This is a genomic window from Streptomyces thermodiastaticus, from assembly GCF_014656135.1.
GTDB lineage: Bacteria > Actinomycetota > Actinomycetes > Streptomycetales > Streptomycetaceae > Streptomyces > Streptomyces thermodiastaticus.
On record NZ_BNBV01000004.1, the window covers coordinates 151,213 to 177,473 of the forward strand.

Genomic DNA, 26,261 nt, shown 5'->3' on the forward strand with positions numbered 1-26,261 from the left:
GGCGCCGCGGCCGCCGAGATGACGCCTGGGTGACCGGCCACGCCGCCGGTCCGCCGGGGCCGGGTGGGCGGCGCGGCACGATCCGGCGCAGGGAGACGTTCGGCTCTCGCATCGCAGAGTGCGCCCACGTCGCGCTCGGAGATGGCATCCTTCACGCCGGTGCAGGCCAGGAGGCGGTGCGGCATCCGGGTGGAGCGGGTGTGGTTCGGCTGTCCGCCGACTGCGGCGGGCAGGCAGAGGGCGACCCGTTCCAGCAGTGCCCTCGCTTCGGCCGCGTCTCATCCGGTCCCCGGGCCGGCGAACGCGCGCCGGTAGGCGTGCGGAGTGGTGCCGAGCACCCGCTGGAACTGATGCCGCAGTGCCGCCGCCGTGCCGAATCCGGTCCGGTCGGCGATCATGTCCATCGTCTGGTCCGTCGCCTCCAGCAGCTCCTGCGCCAGCAGCACCCGTTGGCGCAGCAGCCAGCGGTAGGGCGTGGTGCCCGTCTCCTGCTGGAAACGGCGGGCGAAGGTGCGCGGCGACATGTGCGCGAGGGCGGCGAGCTGGTCCACCGTGATCTCCCGGTGCAGGTTCTCCTCCATCCAGGCCAGCACCCCGGCCACGGTGTCGGAGCCCGAGCGCGGCAGAGGCCGCTCGATGTACTGCGCCTGCCCGCCCTCCCGGTGCGGCGGCACCACCATGCGCCGGGCGATCTTGTTGGCGACCTGCGGCCCCTGCTCCTTGCGCACGATGTGCAGACAGGCGTCGATGCCGGCGGCCGTCCCGGCGGAGGTGATCACCGGGTCCTCGTCGATGTAGAGCACGTCCGGTTCCACCCTCGCGCGCGGGTACCGCCGGGCCAGCTCGGCGGCGTGGTGCCAGTGCACCGCGCAGCGGCGGCCGTCCAGCAGTCCGGCGGCGCCGAGCACGAAAACGCCGGAGCACACGCTCAGCACCCGCGTCCCGCGTTCGACCGCCCGGCGCAGCGCATCGAGCAGCTTTGGCGGGTACGTCCGCCAGGTGAACTCCTCCCCGGCCGGCACGGCGATCAGATCGGCCGTCTCCAGCCGGTCCAGCCCGTACGGGGTGGCCATGCTCAGGCCCCCGGCATGGGTGCCCAGCGCGGGCCCCTCGGCCGAGACCACCGCGAAGTCGTACACCGGCAGTCCGTCGTCGCTCCGGTCGACGCCGAACACCTCGCAGACCACGCCCAGTTCGAAGGGGCGCACCCCGTCCAGCACCACGGCCGCCACGCTCCGCAACATCCCGTCAGTGTGCCGCACGGGGGCAGGAATTTGAAGGCATGCGGCAGTCCTGCCACTCACGGTCAGGTGCGTCCGGCGCGACAGTGGTGTCCATGAACGCAGACCAGATTCAAGGACTGATCGGACTGCTGGTGGCCTGGGGACTCCTGGTCCTGATGATCCTTCCGCCGGCGATCGGCGCCGTACGGGAATGGCACATCGACCGGCGGATCCGGCGCGCACAGCAGGAGCACGCGGGCCAGGAGTCCCGGACGGCGCACACGCCCCCGTGGCGAGGTCAGAAGTCCTCGTCCAGGGCGACCGCACCCTCCACCGCCACCTGGTACGCCGACACCCGCCGTTCGAAGAAGTTGGTCAGCTCCTGAACCCCTTGCAGCTCCATGAAGGAGAAGGGGTTCTCGGAGCCGTACACCGGGGCGAAGCCGAGCCGTGCCAGACGCTGGTCGGCGACGCACTCCAGGTACTGCCGCATCGAGTCGGTGTTCATCCCCGGCAGGCCGTCCCCGCACAGGTCGCGCGCGAACTGCAGCTCGGCCTCGACGGCCTCCCGGAGCATCGCCGTGACCTGCCGGCCCAGCTCCTCGTCGAACAGGTCCGGCTCCTCCGCGCGGACGGTGTCCACCACGTCGAAGGCGAACGACATGTGCATCGTCTCGTCGCGGAACACCCAGTTGGTGCCGGTGGCCAGGCCGTGCAGCAGGCCCCGGCTGCGGAACCAGTACACGTAGGCGAAGGCCCCGTAGAAGAACAGCCCCTCGATGCAGGCGGCGAAGCAGATCAGGTTCAGCAGGAACCGCCGGCGGTCGGCCTTGGTGCGCAGCCGGTCCAGCTCCTGCACCGAGTCGATCCACCGGAAGCAGAACTCGGCCTTGTCCCGGATGGACGGGATGTTCTCCACCGCCGCGAAGGCCGCCGCCCGGTCGTCCGGGTCGGGCAGATACGTGTCCAGCAGCGTCAGATAGAACTGGACGTGCACCGCCTCCTCGAACAGCTGCCTGCTCAGATACAGGCGTGCCTCGGGGGAGTTGATGTGCTTGTACAGGGTGAGCACCAGGTTGTTCGCCACGATCGAGTCGCCGGTGGCGAAGAAGGCGACGAGCCGGCCGATCAGGTGGCGCTCGCCCGGGGTGAGCCTGGCCAGGTCGGGGACGTCGGCCTGCAGATCCACCTCCTCCACGGTCCAGGTGTTCTTGATGGCGTCCCGGTAACGCTCGTAGAACCGCGGGTAGCGCATGGGCCGCAGGGTCAGTTCGAAACCCGGGTCGAGGAGGTTCTGGGGGCGGGCGGGGGTCGGGTGGGTCGTCACTGGCATGCCTCGCAGGTCTCGGGGTTTTCCAGGGAGCAGGCGACCGCCTCCGCGGCCGGTGCGGCCGGCGCGGGGACGGTGGCGGGGTGCTGCGCGCGGGCCGCGGGGGCGATCCGGGTCGCCGGGCGGGAGCGCAGGTAGTACGTCGTCTTCAGGCCCGCCTTCCAGGCGTAGGCGTACATCGAGGAGAGCTTGCCGATGGTCGGTGTCTCCATGAACAGGTTCAACGACTGGCCCTGGTCCAGGAACGGGGTGCGGGCGGCGGCCATGTCGATCAGGGCGCGCTGCGGCAGCTCCCACGCCGTGCGGTACAGCCGCCGCACGTCCTCAGGGAGCCAGGTCAAACCCTGCACCGAGCCGTTGGCCTCGCGCAGCGCCTGGCGGGTGTCCGCGTCCCACCGGCCCAGCCTCTTCAACTCCTCCACCAGGTAGGAGTTGACCTGGAGGAACTCGCCCGACAGGGTCTCGCGCTTGAACAGGTTGGACACCTGCGGCTCGACGCACTCGTAGGCGCCGGCGATGGAGGCGATGGTGGCGGTCGGCGCGATGGCCAGCAGCAGGGCGTTGCGCAGGCCCACGGCGGCGATCCGCTCGCGCAGCGCCGCCCAGCGCTCGGGCCAGGCGAGGGTCACGTCGTAGTGGTCGGGGTGCAGCACGCCCCGGGCGGTGCGGGTCTGCTCCCAGGCGGGCAGTGGACCGCTGGCCTCGGCCAGACCGGCGGAGGCCTCGTAGGCGGCGAGCATGATCCGCTCGGCGATCCGCGTGGACAGCGCCCGGGCCTTGGGGGAGTCGAAGGGCAGCCGCAGCCGGAAGAAGACGTCCTGCAGGCCCATCACGCCCAGGCCCACCGGCCGCCACCGCGCGTTGGACCGGGCCGCCTGCTCGGTCGGGTAGTAGTTGATGTCGACCACCCGGTCGAGGAAGGTCACGGCGGTGCGCACGGTGGCGTCCAGCCGCTCCCAGTCGATGCCGCCGCCGGCCACGAACGCGCCGAGGTTGACCGAGCCCAGGTTGCACACCGCGGTCTCGTTGTCGTCGGTGACCTCCAGGATCTCCGTGCACAGGTTGGAGGAGTGGATCACGCGGCCCGGCTCGGCGGTCTGGTTGGCGGTGCGGTTGGCGGTGTCCTTGAAGGCCATCCACCCGTTGCCGGTCTGCGCGAGGGTGCGCATCATGCGGCCGTACAGCTCCCGGGCGGGCAGGGTCTTCCGGGCCAGGCCCTTCGCCTCCGCCGCCCGGTAGGCCCGGTCGAACTCCTCGCCCCACAGGTCGGTCAGCTCGGGCACGTCGGAGGGGCAGAACAGCGACCACGGCGCGTCGGCGTTCACCCGGCGCATGAACTCGTCGGGAATCCAGTGCGCGAGGTTGAGGTTGTGGGTGCGGCGCGCGTCCTCGCCGGTGTTGTCGCGGAGTTCCAGGAACTCCTCGATGTCCGCGTGCCAGGTCTCCAGGTACACCGCGGCCGCGCCCTTGCGCCGTCCGCCCTGGTTCACCGCCGCCACCGAGGAGTCCAGCGTCTTCAGGAACGGCACGATGCCGTTGGAGTGCCCGTTGGTGCCGCGGATCAGCGAACCGCGGGCGCGTACACGGCAGTAGGCGATGCCGATGCCGCCGGCGTGCTTCGACAGGCGGGCGACCTGGTGGTAGCGCTCGTAGAGGGAGTCCAGCTCGTCCTTGGGGGAGTCCAGCAGGTAGCAGGACGACATCTGGGGGTGCCGCGTACCGGAGTTGAACAGTGTGGGGGAGGACGGCAGATACTCCAGCCGGCTCATCAGCCCGTACAGCGCGGCCACCTCGTCCACGGCACGGTCGCTGTCGTCCGCGGCGAGACCGGCGGCGACGCGCAGCAGGAAGTACTGCGGTGTCTCGATCACCTTCCGGGTGTGCGGGTGCCGCAGCAGATAGCGGCTGTGCAGGGTGCGCAGCCCGAAGTAGCCGAAGCGGTCGTCGGCGGCCGGGTCCACGGTGGCGTCCAGGCGGGCGGCGTGCCGCCGCACGAACGCGGCGGTCCGGTCGGCGATCAGCCCCTCGCGGTGGCCGACGGCCACGGACCCGCTGAAGGACGTGACGCCCTGCGAGGCCGCCTCGGCCCGCAGGGAGAGCAGCAGCAGCCGGGCGGCGAGCCGCGAGTAGGCGGGGTCCTCGGCGATCAGCCCGGCGGCCGCCTCGGTGGCCAGTTCCCGCAGCTCCGCCTCGTCGGCGTGGGCGGAACGGCCGCGCAGCGCGGCGGCGGCGACCCGTCCGGGGTCGGTGCCGGGAAGGCCGGCGGTCAGCTCGGTCAGGGTGCGCAGCAGTGCGGCACCGGGACCGTCGGGGTCCAGACCCGCGGCTGACGCAGGATCGGCGGGCGCGATGGTCACGTGGTGCTCTCCCTCGCTCGGCTCGGGGCCTCGCCGAGGGCAGGGGGCAGCCACGGACGCACGGCGGCGCCGCGTCCACCGGCCCAATCCGCGAGGCCCGGACGTCAGGCGCCCGGACCGGACGGCCGGGCGCACTGTCGGCAGGTCCTCGGACTGACGCTCGTCCACGGGCACGCGGGCAGCCGGGACCGGCTCCCCGCGGGCACGGGGGTATGAGTACACCGTTGCGGGACAGTTCCGGATTCGCACCGGATTCCCCTGCGGCGACAGCGAGCATGAGCATACATCTTGTGCCGGGCCGAGAAACCACCCCCAGATGTTGTGGCCGGTGCCGGATCGTCGGTGGAGCGGGTCAGAGCGTCAGCGCGTAGGCGAGCAGCATGATGTCGTCCACGTGCGGCAGGGGGTTCCAGTCGCGTTCCGGTACCCGGACGAACCCCAGGCGCTCGTAGATGCGGTGGGCGGCGCGCATGGTGCGCTGGGTGGACAGCACCAGGCGGACGCAGCCGGGGACGGCCCGGGCCCGCTCCACGCACGCCCGCACCAGGGCCTCGCCGGCACCCCGGCGGCGTGCCTCGGGCGCGATCGCGAGCATCCGTATCTCCGCCTCCCCGGGCCCGGCGATCTCGGCCATGGGGCCGCCCGCGGGCACGAAGGTGACGCCGCCGAGCACCGTCCCGTCCGCCACGGCCACCAGCACCTCCGCGGCGGCCGCCCGCTTGCCCACGTCCCTCAGCTCGGCCAGGTAGGCGTCGCTCTCGCCGAAGTCGAGCAGCCCGTCGCGCAGATAGGCCTCTGCGGTGATTCCCCCGAGAGTGCCGTACTCGCCGGGCTCGGCCGGCCGAATCATGATGTCCATGGGCCCGAGTGTGCCGGAGGGGTATGACAACGGGCCGCCGGTCCTTCCCGGCGGCCCGTCGACGTGTCGCTGCGGCGTACGGCTCAGTGGGCGGAACCCGCGGTGGCGGGCGGCAGTTCCACCTGGACGTCCGGGTCGCCGGCGTCCTTGGTGTAGTCCTCGGGCCGGGTCTCGTCGACGCCGTCGGGCGCCTTGAACGCCCGCAGGACGACGGTGAGGATTACAGTGACCAGGACGTTGAGCACGAAGGCCGTCATGCCGATGTAGCCGGTCTCGCCGATGCCGGGGATCTCGGCGGCCGAACCGCCGAAGTGCTTCTGCGTCGGCGAGGCCACCCCGTAGGCGGCGACGGTGCCGTAGACCATGCCGACCGCCCAGCCGGCCAGCAGCGCCCAGCGGTGGAACCAGCGCGTGAACAGGCCGCCGACCAGGGCCGGGAAGGTCTGCAGGATCCAGATGCCGCCCAGCAGCTGGAAGTTGATGGCGACCGTCTTGTCCATGGTGAGGACGAAGACCAGGGCGCCCACCTTCACCAGCAGGGACACCAGCTTGGAGACGCGGGTCTCCTGCTCCGCCGTGGCGTCCGGCTTGATGAAGTCCTTGTAGATGTTGCGGGTGAACAGGTTCGCGGCCGCGATCGACATGATGGCCGCGGGCACCAGCGCGCCGATGCCGATGGCCGCGAAGGCCACGCCCGTGAACCAGTCCGGGAACATGTTCTCGAACAGCTGCGGAATGGCCAGCTGGCCGTTGCTCACGGTGATCCCGCCCGCGATCGCCATGAAGCCCAGCAGCGCCAGCAGGCCCAGCATCAGCGAGTACAGCGGCAGGATCGTGGTGTTGCGGCGGATCACCTCACGGCTGCGCGAGGACAGCGTCGCGGTGATCGAGTGCGGGTACATGAACAGCGCGAGCGCGCTGCCCAGGGCCAGCGTGGCGTACGTCCACCGGGCCCCCTCCGGCGGCGTGACGGAACCCGCCCCCGTCTTCGTGAACTTCTCGCCCGCCTTCGCGAAGATGTCGTCGAACCCGCCCAGTTTGATCGGGATGTAGATGATCGCGACCGCGATGACGATGTAGATCAGCGCGTCCTTCACGAACGCGATCAGCGCCGGGGCGCGCAGGCCGGACGAGTAGGTGTACGCGGCCAGCACACCGAAGGCGATCAGCAGCGGCAGGTCCTTGACGAACCAGTTGGTGTTCTCGCCGCCGCCGACGCCCATCACGTCCAGCACCGCCTGGATGCCGACGAGCTGGAGCGCGATGTACGGCATGGTGGCGAGGATGCCGGTGAGCGCCACCGCCAGCGACAGGCCCTTGGAACCGAACCGGCCGCGCACGAAGTCGGAGGTGGTGACGTAGCCGTGCCGGTGGGAGACCGACCACAGGCGCGGCAGGAAGGTGAAGATCAGCGGGTAGACCAGGATCGTGTACGGCACCGCGAAGAACCCGGCCGCGCCGGTGGCGTAGATCGCCGCGGGCACCGCGACGAAGGTGTACGCCGTGTACAGGTCGCCGCCGAGCAGGAACCAGGTGATCCAGGTGCCGAACGACCGTCCGCCCAGGCCCCACTCGTCCAGGCTGTGCTCGTTCTCCGCCTTGCGCCACCGGGCGGCCAGGAAGCCCATGACGGTGACGAGCACGAAGAAGAAGATGAAGACGCCGAGTGCGATGCCGTTGACGCCGTCCTTCATCGCGCCGCACCGCCCTTCGCCGCCGTGCCGTTCTCGCGGGACGCGCGGGCGCGCTGGTCACGCTGCCAGAGCCGGTACGCGATCATGGTCAGCGCCGTGGAGATCAGCACCCACACCATCTGGTACCAGTAGAAGAACGGGATGCCGATGAACGTGGGGTCGGTCGTGGCGTAGGACCCGACCCACAGCATCGCCACGAACGGCGCGACGAGACAGAGGCCGATGACCACCCGGACGGGGGTCACCACCCCTCCGCGGACTTCTGGGGCATCTGACATGTGAGGCTCCGTCCCCTCGCTGAGCAGCGTGATCTTGCGATCACCTGGGTAATGCGCAGGCAATCTAGGTCACGTGCCGAAGTAACGGAACCCCTTGTCCGCATATCGGTTCCCCTGGCCGATAACGGTTCGGGATCGACTGTTTGTTCGATCAAGGGGGCGGCCCGGCCCTTCGCGGCGACCGGCGGCCCGGGGTCAGTCGGCCGGCCGCTTGAGCCGGGCGACGAACTTGTAGCGGTCGCCGCGGTAGACCGACCGCACCCACTCCACGGGCCGGCCGGTGCGGTCCAGGGAGTGCCGGGAGAGCAGCAGCATCGGCAGCCCCACGTCGGTGCCGAGCAGACCCGCCTCGCGCGGGGTGGCCAGCGAGGTCTCGATGGTCTCCTCGGCCTCGGCCAGGTGGACGTCGTAGACCTCGGCGAGAGCGGTGTACAGCGAGGTGTACTTCGCCAGGCTGCGGCGCAGCGCAGGAAACCTCTTGGCCGACAGATGGGTGGTCTCGATGGCCATCGGCTCGCCGTTGGCCATGCGCAGCCGCTCGATGCGCAGCACCCGGCCGCCGGGGGCGATGTCCAGCAGGCCGGCGAGGCGGTCGTCGGCGGTGATGTAGCCGATGTCGAGCAGCTGCGAGGTCGGCTCCAGGCCCTGGGCGCGCATGTCCTCGGTGTAGGAGGTCAGCTGCAGCGCCTGGGAGACCTTCGGCTTGGCCACGAAGGTGCCCTTGCCCTGGATGCGCTCCAGCCGGCCCTCGACGACCAGCTCCTGCAGCGCCTGGCGCACGGTGGTGCGCGAGGTGTCGAACTCCGCCGCCAGCGTCCGCTCGGGCGGGACGGGCGTCCCGGGCGCCTGGGTGCGGGTCATGTCGAGGAGATGCTTCTTCAGGTGGTAGTACTTGGGCACGCGCGCGGTACGGACACTCGCCCCACCCTCGTTCTCCGCACTGCTGACGTCGGTGCTCATGCTCTGCCTTCCCGGCTCCGGTGCCGAAGCGACCCGTATCCATCGGCCACGTTCACATCGTGGCACGGCCCGCCGTGCCGGGCCGCCACCCGCACGCTGCGTGATCTCTCTGTATACCGTCGTGACCTCTGCTGGTCTAGTCCACCACATGCCAAGGTGGACGGTGCCGCCGGGGCGCCGGCGAGCCGCGGCAGGGCGGCACGACAGGTGGCGGCGCCGGCCGGCGCGGGCGTCCGTTTGCCCGGAAGAGCAATGAAAGGTCCCTGCATATCGCGGTCCCGTAACGGACCGTCTGAGCGGGTCTTCGCACTCTTGACAGCCCAAATGGTCTAAGCCAAGCTCCCCCGGTACTGGTCTACACCATTTGGCCGGTCCCGGCCCCGAGGGCGGTGCGCGCCGACGCTCGACCGTCGCCGGCCGCAGGGAGGCGGGGGGTCTGTGGCATCCCTGAGGAGGGTGGCGTGAAGCGCAAGCTGATTGCCGCGATCGGCATCGCGGGCATGGTGTTCTCCGTCGCGGCGTGCGGAAGCGACGGCGGGGGCTCGGGCAAGGGCGCCGACGCCAAGGAGCTGACCGTCTGGCTCACCGTGGACGCCCAGAACAACTGGCCCGAGCTGGTCAAGTCCGCCGACGACGCGGTGAAGGCCAAGCACCCGGGGCTGACGATCAAGCACGAGTACTACGGCTGGCCCGACAAGAACTCCAAGCTCGACGCCGTCCTCGCCACCGACAAGGCCCCCGACGTCGTCGAGATGGGCAACACCGAGATGCTCGGCTACATGGTCAAGGGCGCCTTCGCCCCCCTGGACCCGGCGAAGTTCGCCAACTCCTCGGCCTGGCTGGACGGTCTGAAACAGTCGGTGACCTACGAGGGCAAGACCTACGGCGTCCCCTACTACGCGGGCGGCCGCGTCGCCAACTGGCGCAAGGACGTCTTCGCCTCGGCCGGGGTGAAGTCCACGCCGAAGACGTACCAGGAACTCCTGTCCGACCTGGACAAGGTGCAGAAGGCGAAGGGCGACGAGTTCAGCGCCTGGTACCAGCCCAGCCGTGACTGGTACGCGGCCATGTCCTTCGTCTACGACGCCGGCGGCGCCATCGCCGAGGAGGAGGGCGGCCAGTGGAAGGCCACCCTGTCCTCGCCCCAGTCCCTCAAGGGCCTCAAGGCGTACAAGCAGGTCCTCGACAGGTACATGCACGGCGACAAGACCAAGGACGAGTCCGACCGGCCGATCGTCTACGGCCAGGGCAAGTCCGGCATGATCTTCGCCGCCGCCTGGGAGGGCGCGACCGCCGCCGACCCGAAGAACGACAAGGTCGGAGGGCTCGCCGACAAGATCGAGAACTTCGTGATGCCGGGTCCGTCCGGCAAGAACATGCCCGTCTTCCTGGGCGGTTCGGACCTCGCCGTCCCGGTCAAGTCCACAGCGCAGGACCTCGCCGCCGAGTGGATCAACGCCTTCACCGGCCCCTCCGGCCAGAAGGTCCTGGCGGCCAAGGGCAACCTGCCCAACAACACCACCGACCTCGCGGCGCTGAAGAAGGACCCGAAGACCGCGGTCCCGGCCATCGCGGCCGAGTCCAGCTGGTTCGTGCCGACGGCCCCGGGCTGGGGCCAGGTGGAGAAGGCCCAGGTGCTGCAGACGATGCTGCAGTCCATCGCCACCGGCAAGAAGTCCGTCGAGGCGGCCGCCAAGGAGGCGGACGCGGCGATCGACAAGGTGATCAACACCAAGTGACCCGGGTGCGGGGTCCCGCCGCCGCGGGGCCCCGCTTCTCGTACGGCCGTGCGGCGCCGGATCTCCCGCGGCCGCGCGGAGGGTTTCACACGACCTTCAGGACCGCTGAGGAGCGCGCGATGAGTGCCGCAGACACGACCACCCCTGTCAAGGTGCCGCCACCGCGGCAGGCACCGCCACCGGCCGCCCCGCGGCAGCCCGGACGGCCGCGCGGGACGGGCGGGGCCGCGACGCCCTGGCTGCTCCTCGTGCCCTGCCTGCTGGTCCTGGTCCTGGTCATGGCCTATCCGCTGGTGCGGCTGGTCACCTTGTCCTTCCAGAAGTTCGGCCAGCCGCAGCTGTGGGGGTTCCAGGATGCCGAGTGGGTCGGCTTCGCCAACTTCCGTGCCGTGCTCGGCGACGGCGAGTTCTGGCAGGTGGTGCTGCGCACGCTCGTCTTCGCCGCCGGCTCGGTGATCTGCACCATGGTCCTCGGCATGGCGATCGCGCTGCTGCTGCAGCGGGTGTCGCCCTGGGTGAAGACCCTGGTCAACGTGGTGCTGGTGGCCAGCTGGGGCATGCCGGTCATCGTCGCCACCACCGTCTTCAAGTGGCTCTTCGACTCCGACTACGGCATCCTCAACGCGCTGCTCAGCAAGCTGCCCGGCGTGCACCTGATCGGCCACAACTGGTTCGCCAGCGGACCCGAGGGCCTGGCCGTGATCATGCTGCTGGTGGTGTGGGGCGCCGTGCCGTTCGTCGTCATCACGCTCTTGGCAGGCCTGACCCAGGTGCCGAAGGAACTGGAGGAGGCCGCGCGGCTGGACGGCGCGGGCGCCTGGGGCGTCTTCCGCTACGTCACCCTGCCCGTCCTCAAGCCGGTCGTCGTGATGCTCACAACCCTGTCGGTGATCTGGGACATGGGTGTCTTCCCGCAGGTGTTCGTCATGCGCGGCGGACACCCCGAGGCGGAGTTCCAGGTCCTCAACACCTACTCCTACGACCGTGCCTTCCAGGTCAACGACTACGCCCAGGGCTCGGCGATCGCCCTGCTCACCGTGGTGCTGCTGCTGGGCGTGGTCGCCGTGTACATGCGCCAGATGCTGAAGATCGGGGACGTCGAGTGAGCGGCATGAGCAGCACGAGCAGCGCGGGCGGCGCGGGCCTTCCCAGGGGGCGCCGCCGGACCACGAAGGCCGGCTGGAACCTGCTCGGCCTGATCGTCTTCGTCGTCCTGGGCTTCCCCCTGTACTGGATGCTCGACACCGCGTTCAAACCGGCCAAGGACGCCATCGACCCGGACCCCAGCCTGCTGCCGACCGGCGTCACCCTCGCCAACTTCCGCCGGGCCCTGGACATCGCCGACTTCTGGGGGCCGGTCGGGCGCAGCCTCGTGGTGTCGCTGTCGGTCGTGGTGATCGGCATGGTGATCGGTCTGCTGGCCGCGCTCGCCATCTCCCGGTTCGCCTTCCGCGGCCGCAAGACCGTGATCGTCGGCATCCTGGCGGTGCAGATGATCCCGCTGGTCGCCATGATCATCCCGATCTTCCTGCTGCTGAACGACCTCGGTCAGTACGACAAGCTCACCGGCCTCATCATCACCTACCTGACCTTCATCCTCCCGTTCACGGTGTGGACGCTGCGCGGCTTCATCGTCAACATCCCCCGCGAACTGGAGGAGGCGGCCATGGTCGACGGCTGCTCCCGCACCGGCGCCTTCCTCCGCGTCGTCTTCCCGCTGCTCGCCCCCGGCATGGTCGCCACCTCCGTGTACGGCTTCATCCAGGCCTGGAACGAGTACCTGTACGCCCTGATGCTGATGAGCCAGGAGCATCAGACCGCCACCGTCTGGCTCGGCAACTTCACCACCAAGCACGGCACGGAATACGCCCCGATGATGGCCGGCGCCACCATGATGGCCGTGCCGATCGTCGTGCTGTTCCTGCTCGTCCAGCGCAAGATGGCCGCGGGTCTGACCGCGGGCGCCGTGAAGGGATGACACCACCCCATGACCACCTGTGCCCGGGGCACCGACAGCCTGACCCGCGACGCGCTGACGGTCCTCCAGCCGGGCTTCACCGGCACCACCGCCCCCGACTGGCTGCTCCGGCGCCTGGGGGAGGGGCTGGCCGCGGTGGGGCTGTTCGGCCGCAACATCGCCTCCGCCGAACAGCTCGCCGCCCTGACCGCCCAGCTGCGCGCCGAACGCGAGGACGTGCTGGTCGCCGTCGACGAGGAGGGCGGTGACGTCACCCGCCTGGAGGTGCACACCGGATCCAGCTTCCCCGGCAACCATGCGCTCGGCGCCGTGGACGACGTGGAGCTGACCCGGGCCGTGGCCCGTGAGCTCGGCCGGCGCCTGGCCGAGTGCGGGGTGAACCTCAACTGGGCGCCCTCCGCGGACGTCAACTCCAACCCGGACAACCCGGTCATCGGCGTCCGCTCCTTCGGCGCGAGCCCCGATCTGGTCGCCCGGCACACCGCCGCCTACGTCACCGGCCTGCAGTCCGCCGGCGTGGCCGCCTGCACCAAGCACTTCCCCGGGCACGGCGACACCGCGGTCGACTCCCACCACGCCCTGCCCCGCGTCGACGTGGACACCGAGGTGCTGCACGCCCGCGAACTCGCGCCGTTCCGCGCCGCGATCGCCGCCGGCACCAAGGCGGTGATGAGCGCGCACATCCTCGTGCCCGCCCTGGACCCCGACCGCCCGGGCACTCTGTCCCCGCGGGTGCTGACCGACCTGCTGCGCGGCGAACTGGGCTACGACGGCCTGATCGTCACCGACGGCATGGAGATGCGGGCCGTCTCCGGCACCTGGGGCATCCGGCGCGGCAGCGTGCTCGCCATCGCCGCGGGCGCGGACGCCATCTGTGTGGGCGGCGGCCTCGCCGACGACGAGACGATCCGCGCCCTGCGCGATGCCCTGGTCGAGGCGGTCCGCTCCGGCGAGCTGCCCGAGGAACGGCTCGCGGACGCCGCCGAGCGGGTGCGCGCCCTGGCCCGCTGGACCGCCGCCGCGCGGCGCGGCCCGGACGACGGCGTTGCCGACCCCGAGGTCGGGCTGCGCGCGGCCCGCCGCGCCCTGCGGGTCACCGTCGCCGACACCTTCACCCCGCTCACCGCGCCGCCGTACGTCGCCGTGTTCACCCCGGCCGCCAACATCGCGGTCGGCAGCGAGACCCCGTGGGGCGTGGGCGCGGAGCTGGCAGGGCTGCTGCCCGGCACTCGCACCGGCAGCTTCGCCGGCGAGGACGCCGGCCGTGCGGCCCTGGCGGCGGCCGGCGAGCGCCGGGTGGTGGCCGTCGTCCGCGACGAGCACCGTCATCCGTGGATGGCGGCCGCCCTGGACACCCTGCTCGCGGCCCGCCCCGACACCGTCGTCGTCGAGATGGGCCTGCCGCAGGCACCGCCCCGCGGCGCCCTCCACCTCGCCACCCACGGCGCGGCCCGGGTCTGCGGCCGGGCGGCGGCGGAGGTCGTCGCCGGGACGTGACCGCCGCGGGGGCCGGGCGCGGCCGGCCGGAGCCGTGATCCGCGGCCCGGGCTTCCGGACGGTGTACGGCATCCCGAACCACAGGGACGGACCACAGGGACGAACCACAGGGACGAGGAAGGCGCCGGTCACCCCGCGGGTGGCCGGCGCCTCCGTGTGCGGCCGGGAGCCCTCACAAACCCTGCCACGACGGCTTGTGGGCGTAGGTGTGCCGGAAGTAGTCGGCGAGCTTCAGCTTGGAGGCGGCCGCTTCGTCGACGACGACCGTGGCGTGCGGGTGCAGCTGGAGCGCGGAGGCAGGGCAGACGGCGGCGACCGGCCCCTCCACGCTCGCGGCCACCGCGTCCGCCTTGCCCTCGCCGGTGGCCAGCAGCACCAGGTGGCGGGCCTCCAGGATCGTCCCGATGCCCTGGGTGATGACGTGGTGCGGCACCTGGTCGACGTCGTCGCCGAAGAAGCGCGCGTTGTCCAGCCGGGTCTGCTCGGTCAGCGTCTTGATCCGCGTGCGCGAGGCGAGCGAGGAGCACGGCTCGTTGAACCCGATGTGCCCGTCGGTGCCGATGCCGAGCAGCTGCAGATCGACCCCGCCGGCCTCCGCGAGCGCCCTGTCGTACGCCGCGCACGCGGCCTGCACGTCCTCGGCGGTGCCGTCCGGGCCCAGGAAGGCGTCCATCCCGATCCCGAGGGGTTCGAGCACCTGACGGCGCAGCACCGAGCGGTACGACTCGGGGTGGTCCGCGGGCAGTCCCACGTACTCGTCGAGCTGGGCGATCCGGGCATGCGAGGTGTCCACGGCCCCGGAGCGCACCTTGGCCGCCAGCGCCTCGTAGACGGGCAGCGGGGTCGAACCCGTGGCGACCCCCAGGAGGGCGTCGGGCTTCCGTCGCAGCAGCTGCGCCATGGCCTCGGCGACGAGTTCGCCACCCGCCCTGGCGTCCGGAACGATGACAACTTCCACCTTGGGCCTGCCGATCTGAGGAGAGCCGAGATGAGGACTGGACCCGGTAACGAGGGCCATGTGGTTTAGACCAATCTAGCAGAACGGCCCCTTGCGGTACCTGGGCCGGACAGCGTCGGTCCGCCACGCCGGATGCCTGTCGGACGCCTGCCGGCGCCCGTTCTGCGGGGCCGGACCCGGCGCCGCGGATGGCCGCCGCGAGGGCGGGCGCGAAGGGCTGCGGAGCATCCCTTTCGCCCACCGGTTCCAGCGTCCGGCGCGCGGGGCGGTCCCCGCCACCGCGCCCGCCCCGGCCGGCCCGGGTGCCCGTGCGGACCGCCCCGGCGGGCCAGGGTGCCCGTGCGGACCGCCTCGGCGGACCAGGGTGCCGCGCGCGGTGGGCCGGGGAGACACGAGCGGGGGACCGGGCGGGAAAATCCCGGCGAAGTCCGTCCCGCTCATAGACAGGGCCAAGTGGTCTAGTCCAGAATCGAAGCGAGCCCTTCGGGGCACGCCTCGCGGCGTGCCGGCGCGTGCCGGTCGCGGACGAGGTCCACGGCATCCGTCCTCCCCCGCACAGGAGGGCGGACCGGGGAACCGGTGCTCTCTGCCCTGACTGCTCCGGCTCCTCGTACTCGGCCGCAGGGGACCGCACACCCTTCAGGCCGATGATGCTCCGGGCTGCGGTGCCGGGAGGGTTGAGGGTCCCTCCCAGGCGCCGCGGCCCGCGGGTGTCCGCGCATCCGCGGCGTCGGCCCGCGCACACGCACGGGCGCATGGCGTTTCGGGCCTGTACAAACGTGCGGGTACGCTCGCAGACGTGCCCTCCATGAACGAACTCGTGCGCCAGCACACCGCGCTCGACGACTCCGACCTCGAGTGGCTCCACCTGCTGGTCTCGGAGTGGCAGCTGCTGGCCGACCTGTCCTTCGCCGACCTGGTCCTGTGGGTGCCCACCCGGGACGGCACCCGCTATGTCTCCGTCGCCCAGATGCGGCCCAACACCGGCCCGACCTCCTACCAGAACGACATGGTCGGCCACCTCGTGCCGCGCGGCCGCCGCCCGATGCTGGACGCCGCGCTCGACGAGGGACGGATCGTGCGCGAGGGCGACCCGGAGTGGCGCGAGGAGGTGCCCGTCCGCGTCGAGTCCATCCCGGTGCGGCGCGAGGGCCGGGTGCTCGGCGTCATCGCACGCAACACCAACCTGCTGACCGTGCGCACCCCGAGCCGGCTGGAGCTGACGTATCTGCAGAGCGCCTCCGATCTGGCGCAGATGATCGCGGCCGGCTCCTTCCCGTTCCCGGACCAGCAGGTCGACATGGACGCCCTGCCGCGCGTCGGCGACGGGCTGATCCGGCTGGACGCGGACGGCATCGTCCAGTACGCCTCACCGAACGCGCTGTCCGCCTACCACCGCCTCGGCCTGGCCACCGACCTGGTCGGCCAGCACCTCGGCGAGGTCACCGCCGAACTGGCCCCCTCCCGCGCCCCTGTGGACGAGGCGCTGGTGAAGCTGGCCAGCGGCTGGGCGCCGCGCGAGTTCGAGATCGAGGCCAGCGACGGGGTGATCCAGTTCCGGGCCATCCCGCTCAAACCCAAGGACACCCGCATCGGTTCGCTGGTGCTGTTGCGGGACGTCACCGAACTGCGCCGCCGCGAACGCGAGTTGATCACCAAGGACGCGACGATCCGGGAGATCCACCACCGGGTCAAGAACAACCTGCAGACGGTCGCCGCCCTGCTGCGGCTCCAGGCCCGGCGCATCGAGTCCCAGCGCGGCCGGGAGGCTCTGGAGGAGGCGGTGCGCCGGGTGGGCTCCATCGCGATCGTCCACGAGACGCTGTCGCAGAACCTGGACGAGCGGGTGGAGTTCGACGACATCGCCGACCGGGTGCTCGCCATGGTCGCGGAGATCTCGCCGGGCAAGGTGACCGGCCGGCGCTCGGGACGGTTCGGGATCCTGGACGCCGAGGTCGCCACCCCCTTGTCGATGGTGCTCACCGAGATCCTGCAGAACGCTCTGGAGCACGGCTTCCGGCAGGGCGACACCGGCACGGTCGAGGTGTCCGCGGTGCGCGGCGGCACCTCGCGCGAGGCGCGGCTGCTGGTCACCGTGCAGGACGACGGCGTGGGACTGCCCCCGGGCTTCGACCCGCACACCTCCGGCAACCTCGGCCTGCAGATCGTCCGCACCCTGGTCGAGGGCGAGCTGGGGGGGACCTTCGACATGGTTCCCGCCCCCGGGCGGGGCACCCGGGTGATTCTCGACGTGCCCGTGAGCGCACCCAAGTGACACATGTGTGCGCACACCTGACACACCTGGGCGGGCCATGACCGAGGCGGGCGGCGGTTCGCTCGTGACGAGCGCGGCTTCCTGACGCGTACGGGCCTGCGACGAGCACAGCAAAGAGCCCCGGACCTCGACGGTCCGGGGCTGTCGCTCGTGCTGCCCCACCTGCATGGGGTGTACCCCCTGCCTCAGGCTCGGGGAGCATCGGGGGTACTGCGCGCTGCGGCTCGGGGGCGGGAGATGCGTACTGGCCGTACGCGCCGCCAAGCTCAGGCTGTCAGCGGGGTGGCCGTGGTCAGGCGGAGGCCTGACGGGCCCGGTTGCGGGCGGCGCGGCGCTTCATGGCGCGGCGCTCGTCCTCGCTGAGACCACCCCAGACGCCGGAGTCCTGGCCGGACTCGAGCGCCCACTGCAGGCACTGCTCGATAACCGGGCAGCGACGGCAGACGGCCTTGGCTTCCTCGATCTGCAGCAGCGCAGGACCGGTGTTGCCGATGGGGAAGAAGAGCTCGGGGTCTTCCTCGCGGCAAACGGCGCGGTGACGCCAGTCCATGGCTGCTACCTCTCCTTGGTGTTACGTGCTCGGTGCTTGTGAATGTGAACGCTTTCACGAATCCCTCAACAAGTGAAGGGCCTACCGCCAGGCTGACCAGGCGTGGTCCTGTGGATTGAAGAGGGGTTCCGGCGATCTCCGGGGCCCGATCCGGGCGCCGTCCTGATCGCCACGTAGAGACTCGCAAACCTCGGCGGCGGATACAACCCCCTCCGGCAAGTTTTTTAGGAATCTTCGGTGTCGACTAGGTCACAGCCGTACTTCCATGGGGTGGAGACTGGCCTAAACGTTCGACTGAAAGGACTTTTGCCGCTTCCGCTCACACAATCACACGCAGTGCACGACGTACACCTGTGAACGTCACACTGGTACGCAGTCCCAGGTGGTCGCCGTCCATCTGCAGGGGCAGCGGCACCTTCGATTGCAAGGTGAACGTGCTCAGATCGTGCAGCGAGACGGCATGCCGGCCCTGAGGGCCGCGCTCGGGGGACGACGTGAGCAACTGCGTGCCGTACCGGGCGACCGCGGCCGTGGACAGCCGGCTGAGACCCAGCACGTCGAGCCCGGTGTCGAAAGAGGCCTTCGGCGAGGTGTACAAGGGGCGATTGCCCAGATAGGTCCACGGTGAGGTGTTCGACACTATCGCCACCACCAGGTCCGTGACGTCCTCCTCGCCGGGCCGGGTGAGTGTGACCGAACCGCGGCGCTTGCTCGGCTCGCCGAGGAACTGGCGCACCACCTGCCGCACGTACAGGGCGTGCGTGGACTTCTTGCCGCGCTCGCGGTGCTGCTCCACTCGCCCGACCACGCCGGCGTCGAAGCCGAGCCCGGCGTTGAAGGTGAACCAGCGCGCGGGGACCGCGGCGTCGGCGCTGCCGGGTGTTCCCGAGGCCAGGCCCAGCCCGACCGTGCGCTCGCTGCCGGCCCGCAGCGCATCCAGCAGGGCGCCGGTGGCCTCCACGGCGTCGTTGGGCAGGCCCAGGGCGCGGGCGAAGACGTTGGTGGAGCCGCCGGGCACCACCGCGAGGCGGGGCAGGTGCTCGGGGTCCGGGCCTCGGTGCAGCAGGCCGTTGACCACCTCGTTGACGGTGCCGTCGCCGCCGAGTGCCACCACCAGGTCCACGTCCCGGCCCTGGGCGGCCTGCCGTGCCAGGTCGCGGGCGTGGCCCCGGTACTCGGTGGTGACCGCGTCCAGTTTCATCTCGCTGGCCAACGCGTGGATCAGGACGTCGCGCGTACGTGCGCTTGTGGTGGTTGCCGCCGGGTTGACCACGAGAAGTGCACGCATGAGGTGCAGCGTACCTACCGGGCGGTACAGGGCACAGCGGGAGGCGGGGAAACGGTGAGAGGACGGGCGTGAGCCTGCATGAGGCCATCCGGGCCGCGAGGGCTACCCTTCATGGGGTGAGCAGTGAGCGGAACCCGACCTCCGAGACCACGGACGCCCCCACCGCACGGCCGCGGCGGCTGACGTACGCGGCGGCGCTGTGCGCGCTGGAGGCGCTCGCGCTGCTCGCCGGCGGCCTGTGGATGCTCGTCCTCGGCCTCACCGGTGACGCCGACCGGCAGCAGGCCGTCACCGGCGGGCTCACCGTGCTGCTGCTCGCGCTGCTGCCGCTGCTGGCGACGCGGGGGCTGCTGCTCCGGCGCAGCTGGAGCCGTGGCCCGGCGGTGATCACCCAGGTCATGGCCCTGCCCGTGGCCTACAGTCTGCTGCACGCGGACGGCGTGGCCGTCCCGGCGGGCATCGCGCTCACGGTCGTGGCGGTGGGCGCCCTGGTCCTGCTGGTGAACCCGGCCACGACCCGGGCGCTGGGCATCAGGGGCCCGGGCCGCGCGAGCGAGGGCGAGCAGCGCTGACGGACCCGCCGCCGTCCGCCGTGGACGGGCGGCGGCCGCAATGCGGCGGCAGCCGCGCCGGGCGGCCGCGGCGCACCCGCACCGGCGCCGCGACCACACGTGCCGCCGGCCGCCTACTCCTCCACCAGCAGCTTCTCCCGCAGCTGGGCCAGTGTGCGGGCGAGCAGACGGGAGACGTGCATCTGCGAGATGCCGACCTCCTGGGCGATCTGCGACTGGGTCATGTTGCCGAAGAACCGCAGCAGCAGGATGCGCTTCTCCCGCGGCGGCAGGTCCTCCAGCAGCGGTTTGAGCGACTCGCGGTACTCGACGCCCTCCAGCGCCTCGTCCTCCGCGCCGAGGGTGTCGGCGACCGCCGGGGACTCGTCGTCGGTGTCCGGGACGTCCAGGGACAGCGTGGAGTAGGCGTTGGCCGACTCCAGGCCCTCCAGGACCTCCTCCTCGGAGATCGACAGCTTCTCGGCCAGCTCGTGCACCGTGGGGGAGCGGCCGTGCAGCTGGGACAGCTCCGCCGTCGCCGTGGTGAGCGACAGCCGCAGCTCCTGCAGCCGGCGCGGCACCCGCACCGCCCAGCCCTTGTCCCGGAAGTGCCGCTTGATCTCGCCGACCACCGTCGGTGTCGCGTACGTGGAGAATTCCACTCCGCGATCGGGATCGAAGCGGTCGACGGACTTGATCAGCCCGATGGTGGCCACCTGGGTGAGGTCGTCCAGCGGCTCCCCTCGGTTGCGGAAGCGGCGGGCGAGGTGCTCGACGAGCGGCAGGTGCATCCGGACCAGCTGGTTGCGCAGCTCGGCGTACTCCGGGCTGCCCTGAGGCAGGGCGCGCAGCTGGACGAAGAGCGCGCGTGCGCCGCTGCGGTCCTGGGAGTCGTGCCGCGCCGTGGGCACGCTCGGCACGCTCTGCGCGGCGTCCTCGGAGTGTCGCTCGTGCTCGCTCATCGTCCCGCCCGTCGCCCTTCGCCGAGCCCTCGCCTCCTTCCCGGAACCCTGTGCGGGGTCAGGCACCCCGAGGCCGGTGCGGACACCGCCCCGCACCGGAGGTGTCGCCCCCCGGGCGGCCTCGTCGCGTTCCGGCCGCCCCTCGCCCGGCAGGGCGAGCTTGAGCGGGTCGTCGTCCGGGTGCGGCCTGGCCTGCTCGGGAATGCCCTCGATGCCGCCCGCCGGGTGTGCCGGACCGCGGCCGCGGCCGGGGCGCCCCGTCGTGGCGGCACCGGTGACACCGGCCCGGCCGGCCGCGCCGCCGCGGTTCGTCGTGCCGCCGCGGCGGGGTGTGCAGTCCGGACCGGTCGGGCCGTCCTGGCCCCGGCTCCCGGCCCCGTCCGCACGGGGCGTGATCCCGCCCGTCGGCGGCAGTTCCCGTGTGCCGTGTTCTTCGTCCCGCACCGGCCCGTCCCCGTTCCTCACGCCGGACCGGGTCCGGCGCCGCGCTGTTTGTAGAGGCTGATCGACACGGTTTTGTCGTCGTCCACGGCGGAGGAGACCTTGCCCGCCAGAGCGGACAGGACGGTCCACGCGAAGGTGTCCCGCGAGGGAGCGTGACCGTCCGTGGTCGGAGCCGAGACGGTGACCTCGAGCGAGTCGTCGACCAGCCGGAAGACGCAACTGAGCACCGAGCCGGGCACGGCCTGCTGCAGCAGGATCGCGCAGGCCTCGTCGACCGCGATGCGCAGGTCCTCGATCTCGTCGAGGGTGAAGTCCAAACGGGCCGCGAGGCCGGCCGTGGCCGTCCGCAGCACCGACAGGTAGGCCCCCGCAGCAGGCAGCCGGACCTCCACGAAGTCCTGGTCCGCCGCGGGTTCGCCGTCGATCTGGGACACCCTCACCTCCAAGGTGTACAAGCATTCTCGGGGCCGAGGGTCACCCCCCGGGTCACGCGATACGTGGTTCAGGTGACGCTACCGCGCTCCCGGCCCTGTTGTCCCGGGACCCCAACCCGCCTTGTCACTCATGGTAAACACATGGACACGCTGCGTGGCTAGGGGTCCGGCGGGCCCAAATGGGAACGGCGCGTGCCGGGTTGAGGTACCCGGACGTCAGCGGGTCGAACCGTCCGGGGTCGCCCTCACACCAGGACGTGGTCGACGAAGCACCAGCGCCAGTCCTCGCCGGGTTCGAAACTCCGCATCACCGGATGCCCGGTCCGTTCATGATGCCGGGTCGCGTGCCGTCCCGGGGAGGAGTCGCAGCACCCCACGTTGCCACAGGTCAGGCACAGCCGCAGGTGCACCGGATGGGTGCCCTCCGCCAGGCACTCCGGACACGTGCGGCTGCGCGGCTCGGGCTCCGGGCGCGGCAGCGTGCCGGTGTGCGTGCACTGTCTCATGATGGCCAGGTTACGACGCGCGCGCTGCGAAGCGCCCCGGCACGACGTGCCGGGACATGCGGGCCGGGAACGACGATGGGCGGGCGAGAGCGATGGACGTGATGCCGCTGCTGTTGCTGGTGGCGGGCAGCGCCGCGGTGGCCGGGGCGGCCCGGCGCACCCCGGTGCCGGCACCGCTGCTGCTGGTCGCCGCCGGCCTGGCCGTGTCCTACGTGCCCGGGATCCCCGACTACACCCTCGACCCCGGCGTGGTCCTGCCGCTGCTGCTGCCCCCGCTGCTGTACACCGCGGCCGTCGACAGCTCCTACCTGGACCTGCGCGCCCAGGTGCGCACCGTGGCCCTGCTGTCCGTCGGATACGTGCTGTTCGCGGCCCTGGCGGTCGGCTGGGTCGCCTACCTGATCGTGCCGGGGCTGCCGCTGACCGCGGCGCTGGTGCTGGGTGCCGTGGTGGCGCCGCCGGACGCGGTCGCGGCGACCGCGGTGGCCCGCCGGGTGGGGCTGCCCTCGCGCATCACCACCGTCCTGCAGGGCGAGTCGCTGCTCAACGACGCCACCGCGATCACCGCCTACAAGGTCGCGCTGGCCGCGGCCGTCGGCGAGGGCGCGACCTGGGCCGGGGGAGTGCGAGAGTTCCTCGTCGCGGCGATCGGCGGGGTGGGTGTCGGCCTGGTGCTGATGGCGCCGCTGCACTGGCTGCGCACCCACCTGAAGGAGGCGCTGACGCAGAACACGCTCTCGCTGCTGATCCCGTTCGCCGCCTACGGCGTCGCCGAGCAGGTGCATGCCTCCGGGGTGCTCGCTGTCGTCACGGTCGCCCTCTACCTCGGGCACCGCGCCTGGGAGGTCGACTTCGCCACCCGGCTGCAGGAGGAGGCGGTGCGCAGGATGGCCGCCTTCGTCCTGGAGTCCGCGGTGTTCGCGCTGATCGGCCTGCAGCTGCCGGTCGTGCTGGGGGGAGTCGGGTCCTACCGGGCCGCCGACGCCGCCTGGTACGCCGCCGTCGTCTTCCTGGTGGTCGTCGCGGCCCGCTTCGCATGGGTGTACCCGGTGACTTACCTGCCCCGGCTGCTGCGCCGGGTCCGGGGACGGGAGGACAACCCCACCTGGCGGGATGCCATGGTCACCGCGTGGGCCGGGATGCGGGGCGTGGTGTCGCTGGCGATCGCCTTCTCCGTCCCGCCGGTGCTGCACGACGGGACGCCCTTCCCCGGGCGCAGCATGATCCTGTTCCTGACCTTCACCACGGTCATCGGCACCCTCGTGGTGCAGGGGCTCACCCTGCCGCCGCTGATCCGTGCCCTGAAGTTCCCCGGCCGTGACCCGCAGGCCGACACCCTCGCCGAGGCCAACACCCAGGCGCAGGCGTCCCTGGCCGCCGAACGGCGGCTGGAGGAACTCCTCGCCGACGCGCGCAACGCCCTGCCACCGCCGCTCGCCGACCGGCTGCGCGGGGTCCTGGCACGTCGCCGCAACTCCGTCTGGGAGCGTCTGGGGCAGACCAACCCGGTCACCGGTGAGTCGGTGGACGACACCTACCGGCGGCTGTCGCGGGAGATGATCGGTGCCGAACGCGCCGTGTTCGTGCGCCTGCGCGACAGCCGGTACATCGACGACGAGATGCTGCGCACCCTGCTGCGCCGGCTGGATCTGGAGGAGGCGGCCGCCTACCGGGAGGCTGCCTGACACCGGTGGGCGTCGCAGCCTCGGGGAGCGGCCCGCCCGGCAGGTGTGTGTGCCGGGGCACGCCGGGTGCGGGGTGCGGTTCAGGTGGGTGCGGAGCACCCCGGGGTGCGGGGTGCGGTTCAGGTGTGGTCCGGGAAGGGCCGGCCGGTGACGACCGCGGCGACGGTCGTGCCCCGCGGGAAGGCACCCTCGTCCGCCAGCGCGACCAGGGCGTACAGCAGCTTGGCGACATAGAGACGCTCGACGGGCACCCCGTGCCGCGCGGTGAAGTCCTCGGCGAAGGCGTGCAGTGCGGGGGTGGTGCGGGCGAAGCCGCCGAAGTGGAAGCGGTCGTCGAGCCACCAGTCGCCGCGGCGGCCTCCGAAGGCCTCCTCCTGCAGGGCCTCGACGGCGGCAGTCAGGAAACCGCCCTTGAGGACCGGGACGCCCAGCGCACGGCGGCCCGCGGGCAGCCCGGCGGCCAGCCCGGCCAGGGTGCCCCCGGTGCCGCAGGCGACGGCCGCGACGTCCGCCTGCTCGCCGAGTTCCGCACCCAGCTCCTGGCAGCCGCGGACGGCGAGTGCGTTGCTGCCGCCCTCCGGCACCACATGCGCGTCCGCGGCACCCGCCGCACGCAGTACGGCCGCGAGGGTGTCCGGCTCCGCCTTGCGGCGGTAGGTCGCGCGGTCCACGAAGTGCAGACGCATCCCGTCGGCCACGCACCGGGCCAGGGAGGGGTTGTAAGGGCGGCCGGCCAGTTCCTCGCCGCGGACCACGCCGATCGTCTCCAGGCCGAGCAGGCGGCCCGCGGCGGCGGTGGCGCGCAGATGGTTGGAGTAGGCACCGCCGAACGTGACGATCCGGCGGCCCCGCGCCGCCCGCAGATTGGGGGCGAGTTTGCGCCACTTGTTGCCGATCAGTTCGGGGTGGATCAGGTCGTCCCGCTTGAGCAGCAGACGCAGTCCGCGCCGGGTGAAGCGCTCGTCGGCCACCTCCTGCACGGGGGAGGGGAGCCGGGGGCCGAGCGCGGCGAGGGAGGGCACGTCGGGGCTGGTCACCCTGCCATTGTGTCCGCCTCCCGGGCGGCCGCGCGGCGGCGGTCCGCCCGGATACGGGCCCCATGCCTGCCCGGCGCCACGATGATCCAATCCCGCTCTTTCGTGTAATAGCACCGATACGGACCGTGATGGAAGGCTGGCGCTCGCACATCGATGCCGGCGCCGCACGAGCCCGGTATGAGAGGGAGGCACATCTCTATGTCGGTAGGCGAAGAGGTCCGTACGGAGCAGGGCCGGCCGCAGCAGAGTCTGGGCACGGCGGCCGCGCGGAATCTGGCCACCACGACCAAGTCCGTGCCCCAGATGCAGGAGATCAGCTCGCGCTGGCTGCTGCGCATGCTGCCGTGGGTCGACGTCCAGGGCGGCACGTACCGGGTGAACCGGCGTCTGACCTATGCCGTGGGCGACGGCCGGATCACGTTCGTGAAGACCGGCGACCGCGTCGAGGTGATCCCGGCCGAACTCGGCGAACTGCCCGTGCTGCGGGGCTACGAGGACCACGACGTGCTCTCCGAACTCGCCCAGCGCTGCCGGCAGCGCGAGATCGGTGCCGGCCGGGTGATCGCCTCCTTCGGCAACCGGTGCGACGAGGTGTACCTGCTGGCGCACGGCAGGGTCGAGAAGGCCGGCACCGGACCCTACGGCGACGACCAGGTCCTCGGCGTCCTGGCCGACGGCGCGCACTTCGGCGAACAGGCGCTGCTCGACCCGGACGCCATCTGGGAGTACACGGTCCGCGCGGACACCGCGTGCACCGTCCTCGTCCTGTCCCGGCAGGACTTCGAGCAGATCGCCGAGCGCGCCGAGTCGCTGCGCGAACACCTGAGGCGGCGGCGCTCCGTCCCGGGGCAGCGCACCAACACCTACGGCGAGAAGGCGGTCGAGCTGTCCGCGGGCCACAGCGGTGAGCCGGACATCCCACACACCTTCGTCGACTACGAACCCGAACCCCGGGAGTACGAGCTGAGCGTCGCTCAGACCGTGCTGCGCATCCACACGCGCGTGGCCGACCTCTACAACCACCCGATGAACCAGACCGAGCAGCAGCTCCGGCTCACCGTCGAGGCGTTGAAGGAGCGCCAGGAGCACGAACTCGTCAACAACCCCGAGTTCGGCCTGCTCCACAACTGCGAGTACGACCAGCGGATCCAGCCGCACGACGGGGTGCCCGGTCCCGACGACATGGACGAGCTGCTCAGCCGCCGCCGCGGCACCACGCTGTTCCTCGCCCATCCGCGCGCCATCGCCGCGTTCGGCCGCGAGCTGAACAAACGCGGACTGGTCCCCGAGACCATCGACATCGCCGGCAACCGCATCCCCACCTGGCGCGGGGTGCCGATCTTTCCGTGCAACAAGATCCCGGTGACCGAGGCCCGCACCAGCTCGATCATCGCGATGCGCACCGGCGAGGAGGACCAGGGCGTCATCGGCCTGCGCGCGACGGGCATCCCGGACGAGATCGAGCCCAGCCTGTCGGTGCGGTTCATGGGCATCAACGAGCAGGCGATCATCAAGTACCTGGTGACCGCGTACTACTCGGCGGCGGTCCTGGTACCCGACGCGCTGGGCGTCCTGGAGAACGTCGAGGTCGGCCGTTGGCGCTGACACCGGCCGCGGCCGCAACACGGTGTCCGCACCCGCCGGGCCGGGTAGGCC

The 26,261-nt window shown here is 71.6% G+C and carries 23 protein-coding genes and 1 riboswitch; of the genes, 9 read left to right on the forward strand and 14 right to left on the reverse strand.

What is annotated here, in order from left to right:
• Positions 1 to 278: 278 nt before the first annotated feature.
• Positions 279 to 1,244 carry a helix-turn-helix domain-containing protein gene (locus tag IE286_RS05965; RefSeq protein WP_189795553.1) on the reverse strand — a complete coding sequence of 322 codons (966 nt, stop codon included), beginning with the start codon at positions 1,242 to 1,244 and terminating at the stop codon, positions 279 to 281.
• Between the two features lie 92 nt (positions 1,245 to 1,336).
• On the opposite strand from IE286_RS05965, the gene IE286_RS05970 reads away from it, so the two are divergent.
• On the forward strand, positions 1,337 to 1,609 hold the full coding sequence (locus IE286_RS05970) for a hypothetical protein (protein WP_189795554.1): 273 nt from the start codon (positions 1,337 to 1,339) through the stop codon (positions 1,607 to 1,609).
• Here the strand turns inward: IE286_RS05970 and IE286_RS05975 are convergent.
• From IE286_RS05975 to IE286_RS06000, 6 genes are all read right to left on the reverse strand, one after another.
• On the reverse strand, positions 1,522 to 2,556 hold the full coding sequence (locus IE286_RS05975; RefSeq protein WP_189795555.1) for a ribonucleotide-diphosphate reductase subunit beta: 1,035 nt from the start codon (positions 2,554 to 2,556) through the stop codon (positions 1,522 to 1,524). The two genes, IE286_RS05970 and IE286_RS05975, sit on opposite strands and share 88 nt — an antisense overlap.
• Complete coding sequence (locus IE286_RS05980; RefSeq protein WP_189795556.1) at positions 2,547 to 4,910, reverse strand: ribonucleoside-diphosphate reductase subunit alpha; 2,364 nt, start codon at positions 4,908 to 4,910, stop codon at positions 2,547 to 2,549. Before IE286_RS05980 ends, IE286_RS05975 begins: the two co-directional genes overlap by 10 nt.
• 164 nt (positions 4,911 to 5,074) lie before the next feature.
• A riboswitch (cobalamin riboswitch) is annotated at positions 5,075 to 5,235 on the reverse strand.
• 27 nt (positions 5,236 to 5,262) lie between these two features.
• Positions 5,263 to 5,769, reverse strand: coding sequence for a GNAT family N-acetyltransferase (locus IE286_RS05985; protein WP_189795557.1), 507 nt, complete (start codon positions 5,767 to 5,769; stop codon positions 5,263 to 5,265).
• 83 nt (positions 5,770 to 5,852) lie between these two features.
• Positions 5,853 to 7,463 (reverse strand): monocarboxylate uptake permease MctP, encoded by a 1,611-nt coding sequence (gene mctP / locus IE286_RS05990; RefSeq protein ID WP_189795558.1) that lies wholly within the window; start codon positions 7,461 to 7,463, stop codon positions 5,853 to 5,855.
• Entirely contained in the window at positions 7,460 to 7,741 is a 282-nt protein-coding gene (locus IE286_RS05995) for a DUF3311 domain-containing protein (protein ID WP_189795559.1), read from the reverse strand. Before IE286_RS05995 ends, mctP begins: the two co-directional genes overlap by 4 nt.
• A gap of 195 nt (positions 7,742 to 7,936) precedes the next feature.
• Positions 7,937 to 8,701 carry a GntR family transcriptional regulator gene (locus IE286_RS06000; RefSeq protein WP_189795560.1) on the reverse strand — a complete coding sequence of 255 codons (765 nt, stop codon included), beginning with the start codon at positions 8,699 to 8,701 and terminating at the stop codon, positions 7,937 to 7,939.
• Between the two features lie 461 nt (positions 8,702 to 9,162).
• On the opposite strand from IE286_RS06000, the gene IE286_RS06005 reads away from it, so the two are divergent.
• The 4 genes from IE286_RS06005 to IE286_RS06020 all read left to right on the forward strand — a co-directional run bounded on the left by IE286_RS06005 (position 9,163) and on the right by IE286_RS06020 (position 13,915).
• Positions 9,163 to 10,440: an extracellular solute-binding protein gene (locus IE286_RS06005; protein WP_189795561.1), complete on the forward strand. Its 1,278-nt coding sequence runs from the start codon at positions 9,163 to 9,165 to the stop codon at positions 10,438 to 10,440.
• Positions 10,441 to 10,559: 119 nt separating this feature from the next.
• Positions 10,560 to 11,546 (forward strand): carbohydrate ABC transporter permease, encoded by a 987-nt coding sequence (locus IE286_RS06010; protein ID WP_189795562.1) that lies wholly within the window; start codon positions 10,560 to 10,562, stop codon positions 11,544 to 11,546.
• Positions 11,547 to 11,551: 5 nt separating this feature from the next.
• On the forward strand, positions 11,552 to 12,418 hold the full coding sequence (locus tag IE286_RS06015) for a carbohydrate ABC transporter permease (RefSeq protein ID WP_189795563.1): 867 nt from the start codon (positions 11,552 to 11,554) through the stop codon (positions 12,416 to 12,418).
• Between the two features lie 9 nt (positions 12,419 to 12,427).
• Positions 12,428 to 13,915 (forward strand): glycoside hydrolase family 3 protein, encoded by a 1,488-nt coding sequence (locus IE286_RS06020; RefSeq protein WP_189795564.1) that lies wholly within the window; start codon positions 12,428 to 12,430, stop codon positions 13,913 to 13,915.
• A gap of 172 nt (positions 13,916 to 14,087) precedes the next feature.
• On the opposite strand, the gene nagB is transcribed toward IE286_RS06020, so the two are convergent.
• Positions 14,088 to 14,873, reverse strand: coding sequence for a glucosamine-6-phosphate deaminase (nagB, locus tag IE286_RS06025; RefSeq protein WP_189795699.1), 786 nt, complete (start codon positions 14,871 to 14,873; stop codon positions 14,088 to 14,090).
• An 808-nt stretch (positions 14,874 to 15,681) separates the two neighbouring features.
• Between nagB and IE286_RS06030 the strand changes: the two genes are divergently transcribed.
• A complete protein-coding gene (locus IE286_RS06030; protein ID WP_189795700.1) occupies positions 15,682 to 17,148 on the forward strand; it encodes a sensor histidine kinase in 1,467 nt (488 codons plus the stop codon).
• Positions 17,149 to 17,440: 292 nt separating this feature from the next.
• On the opposite strand, the gene IE286_RS06035 is transcribed toward IE286_RS06030, so the two are convergent.
• Complete coding sequence (locus tag IE286_RS06035; protein ID WP_029383210.1) at positions 17,441 to 17,698, reverse strand: WhiB family transcriptional regulator; 258 nt, start codon at positions 17,696 to 17,698, stop codon at positions 17,441 to 17,443.
• Between the two features lie 319 nt (positions 17,699 to 18,017).
• On the reverse strand, positions 18,018 to 18,986 hold the full coding sequence (locus tag IE286_RS06040; protein ID WP_189795565.1) for a diacylglycerol/lipid kinase family protein: 969 nt from the start codon (positions 18,984 to 18,986) through the stop codon (positions 18,018 to 18,020).
• Between the two features lie 116 nt (positions 18,987 to 19,102).
• Between IE286_RS06040 and IE286_RS06045 the strand changes: the two genes are divergently transcribed.
• Positions 19,103 to 19,558, forward strand: a complete 456-nt coding sequence (locus tag IE286_RS06045; protein ID WP_189795566.1) for a hypothetical protein — start codon at positions 19,103 to 19,105, stop codon at positions 19,556 to 19,558.
• 113 nt (positions 19,559 to 19,671) lie between these two features.
• Here IE286_RS06045 and IE286_RS06050 read toward each other — a convergent pair whose 3' ends face one another.
• The 3 genes from IE286_RS06050 to IE286_RS06060 all read right to left on the reverse strand — a co-directional run bounded on the left by IE286_RS06050 (position 19,672) and on the right by IE286_RS06060 (position 21,883).
• Positions 19,672 to 20,943 (reverse strand): RNA polymerase sigma factor SigF, encoded by a 1,272-nt coding sequence (locus tag IE286_RS06050; RefSeq protein ID WP_229861990.1) that lies wholly within the window; start codon positions 20,941 to 20,943, stop codon positions 19,672 to 19,674.
• A gap of 17 nt (positions 20,944 to 20,960) precedes the next feature.
• On the reverse strand, positions 20,961 to 21,377 hold the full coding sequence (locus IE286_RS06055; protein WP_125497868.1) for an ATP-binding protein: 417 nt from the start codon (positions 21,375 to 21,377) through the stop codon (positions 20,961 to 20,963).
• Positions 21,378 to 21,622: 245 nt separating this feature from the next.
• Positions 21,623 to 21,883 carry a UBP-type zinc finger domain-containing protein gene (locus IE286_RS06060; RefSeq protein ID WP_189795567.1) on the reverse strand — a complete coding sequence of 87 codons (261 nt, stop codon included), beginning with the start codon at positions 21,881 to 21,883 and terminating at the stop codon, positions 21,623 to 21,625.
• 92 nt (positions 21,884 to 21,975) lie between these two features.
• Here IE286_RS06060 and IE286_RS06065 point away from each other — a divergent pair, with 92 nt between their 5' ends.
• A complete protein-coding gene (locus IE286_RS06065) occupies positions 21,976 to 23,568 on the forward strand; it encodes a Na+/H+ antiporter (protein WP_189795568.1) in 1,593 nt (530 codons plus the stop codon).
• A gap of 119 nt (positions 23,569 to 23,687) precedes the next feature.
• Here IE286_RS06065 and IE286_RS06070 read toward each other — a convergent pair whose 3' ends face one another.
• Positions 23,688 to 24,605 carry a 1-aminocyclopropane-1-carboxylate deaminase/D-cysteine desulfhydrase gene (locus tag IE286_RS06070; protein WP_189795569.1) on the reverse strand — a complete coding sequence of 306 codons (918 nt, stop codon included), beginning with the start codon at positions 24,603 to 24,605 and terminating at the stop codon, positions 23,688 to 23,690.
• Between the two features lie 198 nt (positions 24,606 to 24,803).
• Between IE286_RS06070 and IE286_RS06075 the strand changes: the two genes are divergently transcribed.
• Positions 24,804 to 26,210: a family 2B encapsulin nanocompartment shell protein gene (locus tag IE286_RS06075; protein WP_189795570.1), complete on the forward strand. Its 1,407-nt coding sequence runs from the start codon at positions 24,804 to 24,806 to the stop codon at positions 26,208 to 26,210.
• The last annotated feature ends 51 nt before the right edge of the window (positions 26,211 to 26,261 follow it).

Bases quoted from the DNA above. Each gene is read 5' to 3' on its own strand.
- IE286_RS05965 (WP_189795553.1), bottom strand. From the start codon at position 1,244: ATGTTGCGGAGCGTGGCGGCCGTGGTGCTGGACGGGGTGCGCCCCTTC.
- IE286_RS05970 (WP_189795554.1), top strand. From the start codon at position 1,337: ATGAACGCAGACCAGATTCAAGGACTGATCGGACTGCTGGTGGCCTGG.
- IE286_RS05975 (WP_189795555.1), bottom strand. From the start codon at position 2,556: ATGCCAGTGACGACCCACCCGACCCCCGCCCGCCCCCAGAACCTCCTC.
- IE286_RS05985 (WP_189795557.1), bottom strand. From the start codon at position 5,769: ATGGACATCATGATTCGGCCGGCCGAGCCCGGCGAGTACGGCACTCTC.
- mctP (WP_189795558.1), bottom strand. From the start codon at position 7,463: ATGAAGGACGGCGTCAACGGCATCGCACTCGGCGTCTTCATCTTCTTC.
- IE286_RS05995 (WP_189795559.1), bottom strand. From the start codon at position 7,741: ATGTCAGATGCCCCAGAAGTCCGCGGAGGGGTGGTGACCCCCGTCCGG.
- IE286_RS06000 (WP_189795560.1), bottom strand. From the start codon at position 8,701: ATGAGCACCGACGTCAGCAGTGCGGAGAACGAGGGTGGGGCGAGTGTC.
- IE286_RS06010 (WP_189795562.1), top strand. From the start codon at position 10,560: ATGAGTGCCGCAGACACGACCACCCCTGTCAAGGTGCCGCCACCGCGG.
- IE286_RS06015 (WP_189795563.1), top strand. From the start codon at position 11,552: ATGAGCAGCACGAGCAGCGCGGGCGGCGCGGGCCTTCCCAGGGGGCGC.
- IE286_RS06020 (WP_189795564.1), top strand. From the start codon at position 12,428: ATGACCACCTGTGCCCGGGGCACCGACAGCCTGACCCGCGACGCGCTG.
- IE286_RS06030 (WP_189795700.1), top strand. From the start codon at position 15,682: ATGAACGAACTCGTGCGCCAGCACACCGCGCTCGACGACTCCGACCTC.
- IE286_RS06035 (WP_029383210.1), bottom strand. From the start codon at position 17,698: ATGGACTGGCGTCACCGCGCCGTTTGCCGCGAGGAAGACCCCGAGCTC.
- IE286_RS06040 (WP_189795565.1), bottom strand. From the start codon at position 18,986: ATGCGTGCACTTCTCGTGGTCAACCCGGCGGCAACCACCACAAGCGCA.
- IE286_RS06060 (WP_189795567.1), bottom strand. From the start codon at position 21,883: ATGAGACAGTGCACGCACACCGGCACGCTGCCGCGCCCGGAGCCCGAG.
- IE286_RS06065 (WP_189795568.1), top strand. From the start codon at position 21,976: ATGGACGTGATGCCGCTGCTGTTGCTGGTGGCGGGCAGCGCCGCGGTG.
- IE286_RS06075 (WP_189795570.1), top strand. From the start codon at position 24,804: ATGTCGGTAGGCGAAGAGGTCCGTACGGAGCAGGGCCGGCCGCAGCAG.